The sequence below is a fragment of the Arcicella sp. GW822-FHT02H01 genome, assembly GCF_058802005.1.
Genome location: NZ_JBXANT010000001.1, coordinates 3,120,591 through 3,135,404 on the forward strand (window position 1 = coordinate 3,120,591; position 14,814 = coordinate 3,135,404).

The 14,814-nt window shown below is 35.8% G+C and carries 11 protein-coding genes; 7 read left to right on the forward strand and 4 right to left on the reverse strand.

The window, feature by feature from the left end; genetic code table 11:
- Positions 1 to 11 precede the first annotated feature (11 nt).
- The 6 genes from AC1RNE_RS13270 to AC1RNE_RS13295 all read left to right on the forward strand — a co-directional run bounded on the left by AC1RNE_RS13270 (position 12) and on the right by AC1RNE_RS13295 (position 7,895).
- On the forward strand, positions 12 to 1,148 hold the full coding sequence (locus AC1RNE_RS13270) for a serine hydrolase domain-containing protein (protein ID WP_492801414.1): 1,137 nt from the start codon (positions 12 to 14) through the stop codon (positions 1,146 to 1,148).
- A gap of 38 nt (positions 1,149 to 1,186) precedes the next feature.
- A complete protein-coding gene (locus tag AC1RNE_RS13275) occupies positions 1,187 to 2,773 on the forward strand; it encodes a glycoside hydrolase family 43 protein (RefSeq protein WP_492803639.1) in 1,587 nt (528 codons plus the stop codon).
- 30 nt (positions 2,774 to 2,803) lie between these two features.
- Positions 2,804 to 5,080, forward strand: a complete 2,277-nt coding sequence (locus tag AC1RNE_RS13280; protein ID WP_492801415.1) for a heparinase II/III domain-containing protein — start codon at positions 2,804 to 2,806, stop codon at positions 5,078 to 5,080.
- 10 nt (positions 5,081 to 5,090) lie between these two features.
- Complete coding sequence (locus AC1RNE_RS13285; RefSeq protein WP_492801416.1) at positions 5,091 to 5,432, forward strand: MmcQ/YjbR family DNA-binding protein; 342 nt, start codon at positions 5,091 to 5,093, stop codon at positions 5,430 to 5,432.
- A gap of 333 nt (positions 5,433 to 5,765) precedes the next feature.
- Positions 5,766 to 6,587, forward strand: a complete 822-nt coding sequence (locus AC1RNE_RS13290; RefSeq protein WP_492801417.1) for an alpha/beta hydrolase — start codon at positions 5,766 to 5,768, stop codon at positions 6,585 to 6,587.
- A 21-nt stretch (positions 6,588 to 6,608) separates the two neighbouring features.
- Positions 6,609 to 7,895, forward strand: coding sequence for a DUF4861 domain-containing protein (locus AC1RNE_RS13295; RefSeq protein WP_492801418.1), 1,287 nt, complete (start codon positions 6,609 to 6,611; stop codon positions 7,893 to 7,895).
- A gap of 123 nt (positions 7,896 to 8,018) precedes the next feature.
- Here the strand turns inward: AC1RNE_RS13295 and AC1RNE_RS13300 are convergent, their stop codons facing one another.
- Positions 8,019 to 11,096, reverse strand: coding sequence for a TonB-dependent receptor (locus AC1RNE_RS13300; RefSeq protein WP_492801419.1), 3,078 nt, complete (start codon positions 11,094 to 11,096; stop codon positions 8,019 to 8,021).
- 429 nt (positions 11,097 to 11,525) lie between these two features.
- Here AC1RNE_RS13300 and AC1RNE_RS13305 point away from each other — a divergent pair, with 429 nt between their 5' ends.
- Complete coding sequence (locus AC1RNE_RS13305) at positions 11,526 to 12,596, forward strand: mannose-1-phosphate guanylyltransferase (RefSeq protein ID WP_492801420.1); 1,071 nt, start codon at positions 11,526 to 11,528, stop codon at positions 12,594 to 12,596.
- Between the two features lie 269 nt (positions 12,597 to 12,865).
- Here the strand turns inward: AC1RNE_RS13305 and serS are convergent, their stop codons facing one another.
- From serS to AC1RNE_RS13320, 3 genes are read right to left on the reverse strand one after another with little or no spacing between them, the layout of a single operon-like run.
- Entirely contained in the window at positions 12,866 to 14,137 is a 1,272-nt protein-coding gene (gene serS, locus AC1RNE_RS13310; protein WP_492801421.1) for a serine--tRNA ligase, read from the reverse strand.
- A complete protein-coding gene (locus tag AC1RNE_RS13315; RefSeq protein WP_492801422.1) occupies positions 14,115 to 14,567 on the reverse strand; it encodes a putative toxin-antitoxin system toxin component, PIN family in 453 nt (150 codons plus the stop codon). The genes serS and AC1RNE_RS13315 overlap by 23 nt, the downstream gene beginning before the upstream one ends.
- Positions 14,551 to 14,796 carry a hypothetical protein gene (locus tag AC1RNE_RS13320; protein ID WP_492801423.1) on the reverse strand — a complete coding sequence of 82 codons (246 nt, stop codon included), beginning with the start codon at positions 14,794 to 14,796 and terminating at the stop codon, positions 14,551 to 14,553. Before AC1RNE_RS13320 ends, AC1RNE_RS13315 begins: the two co-directional genes overlap by 17 nt.
- Between the last annotated feature and the right edge of the window lie 18 nt (positions 14,797 to 14,814).

Below are 14,814 nucleotides of genomic sequence, written 5' to 3' on the forward strand. Positions count from 1 at the left end.
GCTGTAAAAGGATGAAAATGATACAAAATAAGCTTCAGTTTTTATTGATAATATGCTTGGTATTTTCAGGAAAGACTGAAGTTTATTCACAGGGTTTTCCTTTAATCGACCATCAAGTACAAACTTGGGTAGATAGCGGATATTATCATGGGGCGAATTTGATTATTGGTAATCGTCAAAAAATCCTTTATCAAAAATCATTCGGGAATTATCAACCCGAAACCAGTACTTATATTGCTTCGGCAGGTAAATGGCTAGCTTCTGCTACGATTGCAGTGTTGGTAGACGAAGGAAAATTATCATGGGACGATAAAGTCGTAAAATGGTTACCCGAATTTACCGATGCCAAAGGACAAGCAACGCTTCGTCAATTGTTTTCACATACTGCTAATTATCCCGATTATCAGCCTAAAGGAAAGCATCGGGACGACTACCAGACTTTAGAGGAATCTGTCAATCATATTTTACCATTGCCTATTGAAACCTCCTCTGATGCTTCAATAAAACGCCAATTCAAATATGGTGGTTTAGCCATGCAAGTAGCAGGTAGAATGGCCGAAATCGCAACAGGGAAAACATGGGAAGTGATATTTCAAGAAACGATTGCTCGTCCTTTACAAATGTCGCATACACACTTTAGTCCCGTAGATTCAGTAGGAGGAGGGCATAGCCCCATGTTGGGTGGAGGAGCCGTTTCAACGGTAAACGACTACGCTCATTTTTTGCAGATGTTTTTAAATAAAGGCGTTTACAAAGGCAAAAGAATTTTATCCGAAAAAGCCATTGCTGAAATGCAAGCAGACCAAATTGGTGATGCCTTTGTGAAAATGCCAGAGTTCCCTCAAAAAGTACGTGTGGCCAAACATAAAAGTATTTATGGCTTGGGTTTATGGAGAGAAGAAATCGATAAGAAGGGTAACGCTACGCTAATAAGTAGCCCAAGTTGGGCAGGAGCTTACCCTTGGATTGATTATAAAAATGGAATATTTGGCTTTGTATTAACACACATAGTGGATGGAAAAATGGGTAAAAATAATTTTAGCTCTTTTTATGCAAGTCCAGTGTTGGCTTACTTATTAAGAAATGAAATTAAGCATACGCTACCATCTAAAAAAACTAAAGTCAAAGGTAAAATTTCAGAAAAATGAAAAAGACAATTATTAAAGCGTTCTGCTTGTTGGGAGCCATGTTGCTTGCTAACGATGGAATGTCGCAGTACAAATCAAAAGTTTGGGTAGCTGATAATGGAGATGGAACTTACACCAATCCAATTATTCATGCTGATTATTCAGACCCAGATGTTGTGAGGGTGGGAGCAGATTATTATTTAGTAGCCTCCTCTTTTGAAAACATCCCTGGGCTACCGATTCTACATTCTAAAGATTTAGTGAATTGGAAAATATTGACCAATGCTTTAATCAAACAACCTCCTTTTGATGTATTTGCTACGCCACAGCATGGTAAAGGTGTTTGGGCACCTGCTATTCGCTATCACAAAGGCGAATTCATGATTTATTATCCAGATCCTGACTTTGGGATTTATGTAATAAAAGCTAAAAATCCAGCAGGCCCGTGGTCAGACCCTATTATGGTTGAAGCAGGCAAAGGATTAATAGACCCTTGTCCGTTTTGGGATGATAATGGTAAAGCTTACTTGGTACATGGTTATGCAGGAAGTAGAGCAGGAATCAAAAGTATCATCGTATTAAAAACATTAAGCGACGATGGAACAAAAGTATTAGACGATGGCAAACTTGTTTTTGACGGACATGATTTAGACCCGACTTTAGAAGGTCCCAAAATGTATAAACGCAATGGCTATTACTATATTTTTGCCCCAGCAGGAGGTGTAGCTACAGGTTGGCAATTGGCTTTGCGTTCAAAAAATATTTATGGACCTTATGAACGTAAAGTAGTATTAGACCAAGGCAAAAGTACTGTAAATGGGCCACATCAAGGTGCTTGGATAAATACAACAGCAGGAGAAGATTGGTTTATACACTTTCAAGAGAAAACCATGTATGGTAGAATTACGCATTTGCAACCGATGAAATGGGTGAACGATTGGCCAGTAATAGGGATTGACCCTGACGGCGATGGAAAAGGCGAACCAGTGATAACTTACAAGAAGCCTAAAGTAACAGGCATATTCCCGATTGAAACACCACAAGAATCAGATGAATTCAATGATTTATACCTTGGAAAACAATGGCAATGGAATGCGAACCCTAAGGCTACGTGGTCATTTATGAATCCATCCAAAGGAGTAATGCGACTGTTCTCTGATAAGATTGATGCCGATAAAAATCTTTGGTGGTCACCGAATGTATTGTTACAAAAGTTTCCCGCACCAGTTTTTACAGCCACAACGAAATTGGTATTTAAGCCTAATGAGCGTATTGAGAACGAAAAAGTAGGTTTAACGGTAATGGGTTATAGCTATGCAAACATCGCGCTGAAATCAAAAAAAGATGGTGTGTATTTGGTACATACTATAGGTAAAGATGCCGACAATTTAAAGCCAGAAAAAGAAAATACGATTGCCAAAATAGATGCTAGTCAAGCAATCTATTTAAGATTAAAAGTGGCTGATGGCGGACTTTGCACCTTTAGTTATAGCACTGATGGAACAACGTTTAAAGAAGTAGGTGAAGCCTTTCAAGCAGAAACAGGCCGTTGGGTAGGTGCTAAAATGGGTATTTTTATTACCCGAGAAACAACCATTAACGATTCAGGCTATGCCGATTTTGATTGGTTTAGGGTTGAAAAATAAACATCCAAACAATTTATTACCATCAAACCAATGAAATTAAAACAACTATTCTTCCTCATTACCATTTTTTGTTATTTTTCAGTAACGACCTTTGCCCAAAAACATCAGAACCTGTACTTCACCAAAGACAGGGTTGATTTATTGAAGCAAAGGATAGCGACGGAAGAAGAATTCAAGAATAATTGGAATGATATACTTTCAGAGGCAAATGTGTTGTTGACAAAAAAGGACTATGGTAAAATTGATTACTTATCGTTAGCCTATTTGGTAACAGGCGAAAAAAAATATGCAGATAAAACAAAAGCTCTTTTGTTAGATTTGTGTACGCGTACTACGTGGTCGAACCCAGAAATGCTAAAACGCCAACCAGCTTGGTCTTCAGATTTAAAGACGGCTGAAAACTGTTGGAATGTAGCGATGGGTTTAGAAGGTGTTTATAACGAACTAACGAAAGAAGAACGCAAGACAATTGTTGACGGTGTAATGCGAATGGGAATTCGCCCAACCGTCAACGAATGGCTTTTACCTGAAAGTCGTATCCATAGTTTAAACTCGATGGGGCATAACTGGTGGACAGCCTGTGTATATATGGCAGGTGTGGCTTCATTAGCTATTAAAGACGATGCCCCAGAAGTAAATGCTTGGATTGAGGAGATGAATCAAGCCTCCAACGAATGGTTTGGTTTTGCAGGAGACCAATTGCAAGCAAAACCTAAAACATGGGATGCTAAAGGAGGGATGTATGAGAGTGTAAATTATGCTGCATTTGGCGTATCTGAATACTTATTCTTTCGTTTGGCTCATCAGAATATACTCCCAAAAGTAAAGCAACCAGAGATTCCGTTATTGAAAAACATTCCAAACTTTTTTATGCACGTTGGTTATCCACGTGATGGAATGTTGTACTCATTGAATTTTGGGGATAGTCATAAAAATATTGTAGGCGAACGTCCTGTGAAATTATTATTGGCATTGGGCTATCAGAACCCTAATGCATTGTGGTATTTGAATCAAATCGAAAATTTTCAACATCGCGAAGGCTTGTTTAAAAATGCTCCTTTGGGCATTCTATATCATCCCGATATGGCAAAAGCACCTAAATTACCTGATTTGCCAACTTCTGAGATTTTTGAAGATATGGACTGGACTACTATGCGGACTTCTTGGGAGAAAAATGCTACGATGTTAGGCATAAAATCGGGGCATACTTGGAACCATTCACACGCTGATGCTAATTCATTTATACTATTCCATAAAGGCGAAGCTGTGATTAAAGATGCTGGAAATAGCAGTTATGGCACAAAGGAATATCCAGAATATTTTTTCCAAAGTCCTGCTCATAATGTGCTTACTTTTAATGGAAAATATCAACCCAAAGAACAGCAATATGGCGGTTCGCCATTGCGAGGGGAAATGAGTGAATTGCTTGATGCAGGTGATATTAAATATGTGATGGCGAATGGTACAGGCCCAACGTCAAGCATTTATGCTAGAAACTTTCGTCATTTTCTGTGGATAGGTAAGGTCATTTTAATCATCGATGATGTAAAAGCCTATGAAGCAGGAAAATTTGAATGGCTTTTGCATCCAGAAGGAGAATCTAAAAAAGAACGTGGCGACATTAGTATTGTGAATAAGAAAGCGTCTGTGTTAGTGCGTCCATTATTCCCTGAAACATTGGTTGAAACAGGCTTTAACCATGATTTCCCAGAAAAAATGATTTTGTCCGAAGTACTTGCTCCTAAAGAAGACAATGTAAAAGAACAAGAAAAATATTATAGTATTGCTTCGCCAGAACCAATGCGACAAACAAAGTTTATTACGGCCATTATTTTAAAAGACTCTGTGAACGATAAAAATATTCCAGAAATTGAACGTTTGAAAGGAGAAGAAATGATTGGTGTGCGCATTAAACAAAATGGGAAAGTAACGGATGTGTATTTAAACCTACAAGCCGATGGAAGATTGATGCACCTGAATAGTATTAAAACCTTCAATGGTTATACTACAGATGCCTACCTGACAAGCATTTCATATCCAGAAAATAAGCCTAACGAAGTAAGTGATTACTTTATCGGTTACGGAAGTTTTCTAAGGAAAGAAAATAAAACATTGTATAGCTCACTCTCAAAATTATTTTTTATAGCCAAAAATCAAACTAATACGTTTAATATAAACGTTAGCGGTCAGTCAATAATTAATGCTACCTTTAGCCTAGATAAAAAGCCACAAAGCGTATCTATCAACAATCAAAATAGTGTTGTTGATTATGTCAATGGGGAATTAAAAATTAAGCTAGGCAACTAAAAACCAACCCATGAACATAGAAAGAATTAGAGAAATCTGTTTGTCTTTTGAAGATACTTCTGAGGGCATAAAATACGGAGACCAACTCTGTTTTATGGTTGTGGGTAAAGTTTTTTGCTCGTCTAATATCAAGAATCTTGATAAAGCCAATTTTAAAGTAGCTGATGAGCTATTTGAAGAGCTTTGCGATAGAGAAGGTATCATTCCTGCTCCTTATGGAGGAGCTAAATTCAAATGGGTGCAAATAACTAGTTTTGATATATTGACTGATAAAGAATGGATGATATATCTCAAAGAATCGTATGATTTGATAAAAGCTAAATTACCCAAAAAGGCTTTGAAGAAAGAGTAAAATGAATATTAAATTTTAAACAACTCATCAATCAAAATTTTAAATTAAACTGGCGTAAGCATTTTACGAAATTCCGCTGTTTGAGCGAAGCGAGTTTCGGAATTTCTTGACTTTCTTTTGTTACTTTTCTTGCGTCAAGGCAAGAAAAGTAAGACGTAGCGAAAGGATATCATCTTTTTACGATACGAAAGAAATCAAATTTTCAATACATTATCTAAAAATATCTTATGTATATGTATTGAAAATTAGCTATTATTTTGAGGGAAATACTGTAAAATCAATATGTTTTTTTCACTTTTGTTAATCAAAATATATTTTAAACAATTTAACAAAATGAGAATCCTACAAAATTCATTACTGACTTTCCTCCTCCTTTTCAGCCTTGTTTGTCGTGCCGCTATTGTTGATACTGTAGTTACCTACAGTGCTGCGATGCAAAAGAATATCAAAGCTGTAGTGATTGTGCCAGATAATTATAAAAGTCAAAAAGCCCTTCCTGTTGTATATCTTTTGCATGGGTATGGCGATAACTATTCAGGATGGCTTACCAAAGCAAAAGGTTTTGAAAAAGCCGTTGACCAGCATAATATGATTATTGTTTGTCCAGATGGCGGTTTTTCAAGCTGGTATTGGGATAGTCCTATTGACCCAAGCTATCAATATGAAACCTATGTGTCGACCGAATTGGTAAAGTGGGTAGATGAGAACTACAAAACCATCAAAGACCGCAAAGCAAGAGGAATAACGGGCTTGAGTATGGGTGGACATGGTGCATTATACCTTGCTTTAAAACATCAAGACGTTTTTGGCACGGCTGGAAGCATGAGCGGAGGCGTTGATATTCGCCCATTCCCGAATAATTGGGAAATGACAAAACGTCTTGGGAAATATTCAGAACAGCCTGAGCGTTGGGAGAAGAACACTGTCATTAATCTATTACATTTGCTAACACCCAATTCTTTGGCATTGATTATTGACTGTGGCACAGAAGATTTTTTCTATAAAGTAAATGAAAAACTTCATGAGCAATTGTTATACAGAAATATTCCACACGATTACCTTACCAGACCGGGCGGTCATAATTGGCCATATTGGTATAATGCTATTCAGTATCAGTTGCTTTTCATGAATAACTATTTCACGAGGGCAAAATAATTTTAATATAACTATTCAAATATGAAGCAAAGTACATCCATCAAACTAAAAACAATTATTAATGTCAGCCTATTAAGTTTGTCATCACTCTGTTATGCTCAAAAAAGTAGCATAGTTACTTTTAAGAATGAACTAGCTACTGAGAAAAAGAATGAGTTAATCGTACTGAAAAGAGCTTTCTTAGAGGCAAAGCTTGGTAAAGTACCTGCATCCAAATATGTAGTTTTTGCTAATGAAAACAAGCAACCTATTTTGGCACAATATGACGACATGAATGGTGACGGCAAATGGGATGAAATAGTATTATTGCAGTCTTTTGAAGCCAATCAAACCAAAAGTTTTAAGATTTCAATATCTGACAGACCAGCTACGATAAAAGCTTTGGTAAGAGCCAATGTACGTCACCGTCGAAAAAATGCTGATGATACCTTTGGAGATATATTGGACAAAGACGCTGTAAAGGGTACGCAACCTGCAACAGACTTTTCAAAACAACCATTGCCTCCATTTCTTACAGAAGGGCCTGCTTGGGAAAATGATAAAGTCGGGTTTAGGGTTTATTTTGATACCCGTAATGCCAAAGATATTTGGGGTAAAACCACCACGCAAATGGTACTGAACGAAGTAGGACTAGATACCGCTAACAATTACCACAAACAAGCCGATTGGGGAATGGATGTATTGAAAGTTGGAAAATCGTTGGGTGCAGGGTCTTTAGCTTTAACCTTCAAAAATGCTACTGGGAAAGATACTTTAGTAAGATTAGGAGACAATAATTTTGAGGAGGTACAATATGTAAAAATTAGTAATGGACCACTTAGAGCAGTCTTTAAATTGAAGTATAAAAACTGGAAAGTAGCCAAGCATTTAGCGCCTGTACAAGTTGAAGAAGTAATTAGTATTTGGGGTGGACAGTATTTTTATGAAAGCTCAGTGTCTTTGAAAAATGCGCCGAAAGGTGCCGTTTTAACGACAGGCATTGTGAATTTACATAGTAAAAATTCGTATGAAATCGCTTCAAATAAAATTTCAGGACTTTATACGTATGACCAACAAAGCGAAAACAATGATAATTTAGGGATGGCGATACTAGTTCCTAAAAGTAGTTTGGTATCCTTCGGACAAACATCTAATACTGGTACAGGAATACTAAATACTTATACTGCCAATTTGAAATTAGTCAATGGAAAAACATCATTCAGATTTTATGCGGGATGGGAAAAAAGCGAAGAGTTTTTTAAAAATAAAGATGGTTTTGACGAGTATTTAAAACAAGAAATGAAATTAATGGAATCTCCGTTGAAGTAGGTTTCAAGACTTGATGACTAGAGGAGTAAAAAAGAAAAGAACCCTGAGAAAACCAAAACTGGTAATTTCAGGGTTCTTTTTATTGATAATAAACTCAGTTAATATCTATTTCTAATGATTGACTTATTTATTCAATAGTTCGTCAAAAGTTAATGATACATAATACATAGAGCCAACATATGCACTTCCATAAGCTTGCATGTATGGCTTTCCTCCAAGATTTGTTCCTCCAAGTTTTACAATTGATTTAATACTATTTAGTTTATAGCTAAACTGAGCATCAAAGTTGTTGATAGCAGGAACAGTAGTATTAGAAAAAAGAGGCACATTAGTTGTAGTTGGAGTAGGGAAGCTAGACTCCCACGTAAACGCATCTTGATAACGATAGGCTAAGTTGAAGCCCCATTTGTTACCACTCGTGATTCTCTTGCCAAAGTTTACTTTATAGCTGTATTTAGGCGAATTAAATCCAGCATAAGGTACTTCAGTACTTGCAGTAAAATTGTTCATTTGATTGTTACTTATGCTCCCGCCTACTGTATAACCTTTATCTAGTAGATAGCTTAAGCCCAAAGACCAACCTGAGATAGTAATATCTTCATCCGAATTAGCAGGACGTGAATAACCAGCCCTTGTACTACCACTTCCCAAACCTGATTCTATTGGTAAACCTGGACCTGCAGCAGCAGTTGGGACTAAAATTGTATTACCACCAATAAAGTTTTTATAAACACTATAATAATATGAAGCGTCAACAAAAAGCGTTTTGTTAATAAGTCCTTTGTAACCTATTTCATAAGATTGTATTTTTTCAGGTACTAATGGTCTTGCTTTATATTTTGGTAAAGAAGCCAAAGCATAAGCAGGAGCTACTTGTTTAGTAACCTCTGTTACTTTCTGAACCACTGTAGACTGTACTGTATTTTGAATCAACGTTTGTACCGAAGCAGATGCCATTTGTTGTTGAACTCCAGCTTGAATGGCTGCTGCTGCGTTAGCAGGAGGAATTTGCCCTGCAGCTACTGCCGCTTGAACTTGAGCAGTCACAGCAGCAGTCACTTGTGCCTGAACACCAGCGATTACTGCATTTTGAATGGTAGGTAATTGAGCTGTCACGGCAGCTGTAGCATAGGTTTGGGCATTTGCTAATACTGTTGGAGTAATGTATTTCGATGGATTAGCCGCAAAATCAGTAAGAACTTCTCTTGTTACACCTGTTGCTAATTTATAACGTGAATCAAACTCAGATAGACCGCCAATCAATGTACCTGCTGGCGTTTGAAGGTCGATATATTGATTCTGTGTTGTTGGAATTCTAAAACCTGTTTGATAAGATAAACGAACATTATGCTCTTGAGAAGGTGAATAAACCGCCGAAAAACGAGGTGTATATTGTCCATCAAAATTTTGGTTTTTATCATAACGAAGTGAACCTGTTAATTTTAAATGTTCAGCAAAAAGTGTTTTAGAAACTTGAGCAAATGCACCATATTCATTAATAGTAATTGTTCCAGTACGACCATCTTTTAAATCAGAGAATAGCGTACCTTCTGAACGAAGCTCATACAAACGATAATTTGCACCAACTGTTACCTCCGCAAATTTGATTTGATCTTTGAAATTGTACAAACCTTCTGCATGATATAGATTGCTTTTATCTGCGAAAGCTCCACCACCACTAGTAATAGAGGTATTACGATATTTGTCTAATAAAGTATTAAAAGCTGCAGTACCAGGCTGAGGCATGTTGCGGTCTGCATATTGACGAGCAGATAAATGAGCATTTTCATCTGTTCCACCTGCCGTTTTTGCAGTCATATATGCACCTGCATATTCAGAATACCAAGTATTGTTTGATTTTATCTCTGTTAGCATTCCGATAGCTGCTAAACCTGCTGTATAGGAGCTTCCAGAACGTTCTTGAGTGGTATAAGCCTTTAATGTAAAGTTATTACCTCTTAATTCTAATTTTGCCTGTGTAATATTGAAATCACGCAAAGAGTATCGTCCTGTTCCTGTATATAAAGTTGTACCTTCTCCATAATTAACTTGTGCGATTGCTTCTACCTTTTCTGTCAAACGATAATGTAGTGCAGCATTAAATTTTAAAGATTTAGTATTATGGTCAACCAAGTCTATTTCTCTATATCCAGTTCTACTTACATTTACATTGGGCAATGCTGCATTCAGGGTCTGTAAATTTGCTTGGATTTCGTCTCCATAAACGTTCATTCCATCATAGTCAGTTTTAGTGCCAAGTCCTCTTGATGGGTCGTTATTTCCTCCTAAGTTTAAGTTAGTAAAATTCGTAGCTTGCCAATCTTTTGCTTGAATATGAGAGAAGTTTAATTTGAATGCAATCTTATTATTGAATGCTTTTGCATAGCGGATACTTAAATCTGTAAATGGAGTAGTTACAGTTGAACGATTGTCAGCCGACATTAATCCAAATTTAGTAGAAGCACTCAAACCTTGATATAGAAATGGACTTTTACTATTCATTAAAATCAGACCGTTGATGGCATTTGGCCCATATAATGCAGAAGCTGCCCCAGGCAATAATTCAACACTTTCAACATCTAGCTCTGGCATACCAATGATATTATCAACCGCAAAGTTTAGACCAGGAGCAGAGTTATCCATACCATCAATCATTTGTACAACACGAGGGTTACCAGTAGAGCCAAATCCACGCATATTGATAGATTTGAACAGCAAACCTTGAGTTGCCATATCAACTCCTTTTAAATTAGCTAAACCGTCATAGAAAGATGCTGATGGAGTGTTTTGAATGGCACGAAGATCCATTTTCTCGACTGTGACTGGTGATTTCATTACACTTTCTTCAACACGAGAAGCTGCTACTACCACTTCTTGCCCCATGATAACTTGTTCTGATAATGTTATATCATAATTACTTTTACTACCATCCACAATGAACTCCTGTGTATTATAACCAACGCTTGATACAATTACAGTAAAAGGAGTGGGCGTACTTGTCGTAAGCGAAAATGAACCCTTAGTATCCGATATTGTTCCTATAACTCTTCCTTTTACTGAAATACTTACACCAATCAACGGTTCTTTTGTAGAACCATCGCTTATCTTACCCGAGATTTTTGTTTGGGCAAATAGCATTGAGGTCAAAAACAATAGTGAGGTGACTAACCCGAGCCTGATTGTCGTAAAATAATTTTTCATACGTTTCTTTGTTAGTGAATAAAAATTGAAATAGTATCTTCTCCGTGTTGTTTTGAATTATTATACAAATAGAAAGAAAATTTTGGATTTTATTATGCAAGCAGAGTAAATTTTTTACATTTTTTCTTAAAATTGTCTAATATGAATAAACAAAAGCACAAAATATTAGATGTAATCCATTCTGCAATCAAGATAATAGTTTAATTTTAGTAAATCACACATTCATTAGAAATTATCAAAGCAAGGAATTTATCGACTAACACTATTTATGTATGAGGTAGTTAAATTAGATTTTTTAGTATTTAAAATAGTTTTTGTTGTTAAATTATGAAGCTTTCCTTGATAATTTCTTTTTTTTCAAAACTATACATATCTTTAAATTCCAGAATCATAGCACACGACTAAAAAAATAAAAATTAATACTAAATCATGAATAAAAATAACTATGTAGTAATTATGGCAGGAGGGGTTGGTACTCGTTTTTGGCCATTTAGTAGAACAAACAATCCAAAACAATTTCATGATGTTTTAGGTACGGGTAGAACACTTTTACAGCAAACAGCTGACCGTTTTGAAAATATTTGTCCAAATGAAAATATTTATATTGTAACAAGTGCTGATTATATTGATTTAATTAAAACACAATTACCTTTTTTGTCGGATAGCCAAATATTAGCAGAGCCTATCCGCAGAAATACAGCACCTTGTGTGGCGTATGCTTGTTATAAGATTGGTAAGCAAAACCCAGATGCCAATATTGTAGTTGCTCCGGCCGATCATATTATATTAAAAGAAAACGAGTTTGAAAAAAGAATAAATATTGCGCTTGAAACTGCTGCTAGCGGAGATGTATTAGTAACACTTGGAATTACACCAACCAGACCTGATACTGGTTATGGTTATATTCAGTACGGTCAGTCTGATACAGAAGTTAAAAAAGTAAAAACATTCAGAGAGAAACCAAACTTAGCATTAGCAAAAGCTTTTATAGAAAGTGGCGACTATGTTTGGAATGCTGGAATTTTCATTTGGACTGCCAAGGCAATCAAAAAGGCATTTGCAGATAATAGTCCTGCTGTGCATAGTGTTTTTGAAGCAGGTAATGATATTTATTACACTGGGCAAGAAACAGCATTTATCAACGAAATATATCAAAACTGTGAGAGCATCTCGATTGACTATGCCATTATGGAGAAAGCCGAGAATGTATTTACCGTTTTAGGAAATATTGGTTGGTCTGATTTAGGTACTTGGAAATCATTATATGAAGTATCAGATAAGGACGAAGATGCTAATGTGATTGATGGTGAAACGATGCTTTATGATGTTAAAAATAGTATCATTAAAACGCCTAAAGATAGATTGGTAGTCATTCAAGGACTAGATGGTTATATCGTAGCCGAGTATGATAATGTATTAATGATTTGTGAAAAAGAGCAGGAGCAATTCGTTAAAAGCTTTGTAGCAGATGCTACCAAGAAAGGGAAAGAATTTGTGTAGGCTTACCTTTAAATAAAATATACGTTTTGAATGAATCCACTCTGTTTTGAGTGGATTTTTCATTTTGTGGAATACATAAAAAATTTATCAATAAATAATTATTCTTATGAATAGTAATTAGAGATAATTTATGCTTTTAAAATATACAAAAAAGTCACCCGAGATAAGAGAGACTTTTTTGTATAATGCAGAAGAGTAATTTGTGAGTGGGTTATAGTCATGTTTTAATCACTAAATCACTCATTCATTAAATCGCTCAAATTAGAAAATTAAGCAATCTCTTCAAAACCACAATAAGGCACCAATACTTTTGGTATTTTAATACCTGTTTCAGTTTGATTGTTCTCCAAAATGGCTGCTAAAATACGAGGTAAAGCTAAAGCAGAACCATTAAGTGTATGTAATAACTGAGATTTACCTTCGGTTTTCATTCTTAATTTTAAACGATTAGCTTGATATGTCTCGAAGTTTGATACAGAACTAACTTCTAACCAACGACCTTGTGCGGCAGACCAAACCTCCATATCATAAGTAAGGGCAGACGTAAAGCTCATATCGCCTCCACATAAACGCAATACTCTGTATGGCAGCGCTAACTTTTGAAGAATGCTTTGTACGTGTAATGACATTTCTTCTAGAGCATTGTATGAGTTTTCAGGCTTTTCGATGCGGACAATTTCGATTTTATCGAACTGATGTAAACGATTCAACCCACGAACATGAGCGCCCCAAGACCCTGCTTCGCGACGGAAACATGGCGTATAGCCTGCGTTCTTGATAGGTAAATCTGTTTCTTGCAAAATCACATCACGGTACATATTGGTAATAGGTACTTCAGCCGTAGGAATCAAGAATAAATCATCCTCAGTCGCATGATACATTTGCCCATCTTTATCAGGTAACTGACCAGTACCAAAACCAGACTCTTTATTAATCAAAATAGGAGGTTGAATTTCGGTATAACCTGCATTAATGGCTTCATCTAGGAAGAAATTAATCAAAGCACGCTGAATTCTAGCACCTTTTCCTTTATAAACAGGAAAGCCTGCACCTGTTATTTTATTACCTAATTCGAAATCAATGATATCATATTTTTTGATTAAGTCCCAGTGAGGTTGAGCATTCTCTGGTAAAGTAGGAATAGTTCCATTTTCCAATACCACTTCATTTTCCTCAGGTGTTTTTCCTGCTGGAACACTGCTATGAGGCAAGTTGGGCAAAGTAACCAATACTTCATATAAGTCAGTTTCAGTATTTTTCAATACTTCTTCCAATTCTTTAGAACGAACTTTCAACGTACTAGTTTCAGCTTTGGCTGTTTCAGCTTCCTCTTTCTTACCCGCTTTCATCAATCCACCAATTTCTTTGGCAAGAGCATTTGATTTTGCTAGGGTAGTATCTAATTCAACTTGTGTTTCACGACGCTTTTCGTCTAATGCTAATACTTTCTCAACGATTTCTTCAGCATCCTTGAAGTATTTACGTTTTAAGCCCTCAATTGTAGTGGCTTTGTTTTCTTTAATTTGTTGTATTTGTAACATAAGTTTTTTCTAAATCTAATTCACAAAATTGTCTTGAATTAAGTATCTGTATATGCTTGTATGGGTTCAATACTAATAAATCATCATCTCCAGTTATAATTAAAGTTGCATCATCAGCTACTGCGAGGGATAAAAATTTATTGTCTTTTGGATCTCTACAATCAAATACAGGATTATCTATTTGAATCCAAAGGGCTGCTTTTCTAAAACTACTTAAAAAATTAAATCGGGTTTCATCACTGAAGTATTTGTCAAATTTTCTACGAAAAAGTACATCGACAAGTTCTGCAAAAGTTTCTTCTGAAGCTAATAAAACACCATGCTGAAGTGCTTTGTGATATGCTTGTGCAGTAGTACTTTTCCCATCAGGTGAAATAACAGCACTTAAAAGTGTATTTGTATCAAATACGAATTTAAGAACGTTGTTCATTATCAATTTCCTTTAAAAGCTCATCAAGCATTTGATTCGTTAATCCATTTTGGGAGGATTCTTGTCTTAAAATATCCGAACTTTCTAATAAGCTTTTATTTAAAGAATCTACGAATCTTATTTTTAAGAGATTTTCAATAGCTATCATAGCCGATTCTTTCTCCTTTTCTGAAGCATTCGTGAATGCAAGATAAATTCCATCAGGAATATTTACTGATAATGCTTTCATGATATATAAAATTTATTT

Excerpts from the sequence above, each read along its gene's own strand:
- AC1RNE_RS13270 (WP_492801414.1), top strand. The coding sequence starts at position 12 with ATGAAAATGATACAAAATAAGCTTCAGTTTTTATTGATAATATGCTTG.
- AC1RNE_RS13305 (WP_492801420.1), top strand. The coding sequence starts at position 11,526 with ATGAATAAAAATAACTATGTAGTAATTATGGCAGGAGGGGTTGGTACT.
- AC1RNE_RS13295 (WP_492801418.1), top strand. The coding sequence starts at position 6,609 with ATGAAGCAAAGTACATCCATCAAACTAAAAACAATTATTAATGTCAGC.
- serS (WP_492801421.1), bottom strand. The coding sequence starts at position 14,137 with ATGTTACAAATACAACAAATTAAAGAAAACAAAGCCACTACAATTGAG.
- AC1RNE_RS13290 (WP_492801417.1), top strand. The coding sequence starts at position 5,766 with ATGAGAATCCTACAAAATTCATTACTGACTTTCCTCCTCCTTTTCAGC.
- AC1RNE_RS13275 (WP_492803639.1), top strand. The coding sequence starts at position 1,187 with ATGTTGCTTGCTAACGATGGAATGTCGCAGTACAAATCAAAAGTTTGG.
- AC1RNE_RS13285 (WP_492801416.1), top strand. The coding sequence starts at position 5,091 with ATGAACATAGAAAGAATTAGAGAAATCTGTTTGTCTTTTGAAGATACT.
- AC1RNE_RS13320 (WP_492801423.1), bottom strand. The coding sequence starts at position 14,796 with ATGAAAGCATTATCAGTAAATATTCCTGATGGAATTTATCTTGCATTC.
- AC1RNE_RS13300 (WP_492801419.1), bottom strand. The coding sequence starts at position 11,096 with ATGAAAAATTATTTTACGACAATCAGGCTCGGGTTAGTCACCTCACTA.
- AC1RNE_RS13315 (WP_492801422.1), bottom strand. The coding sequence starts at position 14,567 with ATGAACAACGTTCTTAAATTCGTATTTGATACAAATACACTTTTAAGT.
- AC1RNE_RS13280 (WP_492801415.1), top strand. The coding sequence starts at position 2,804 with ATGAAATTAAAACAACTATTCTTCCTCATTACCATTTTTTGTTATTTT.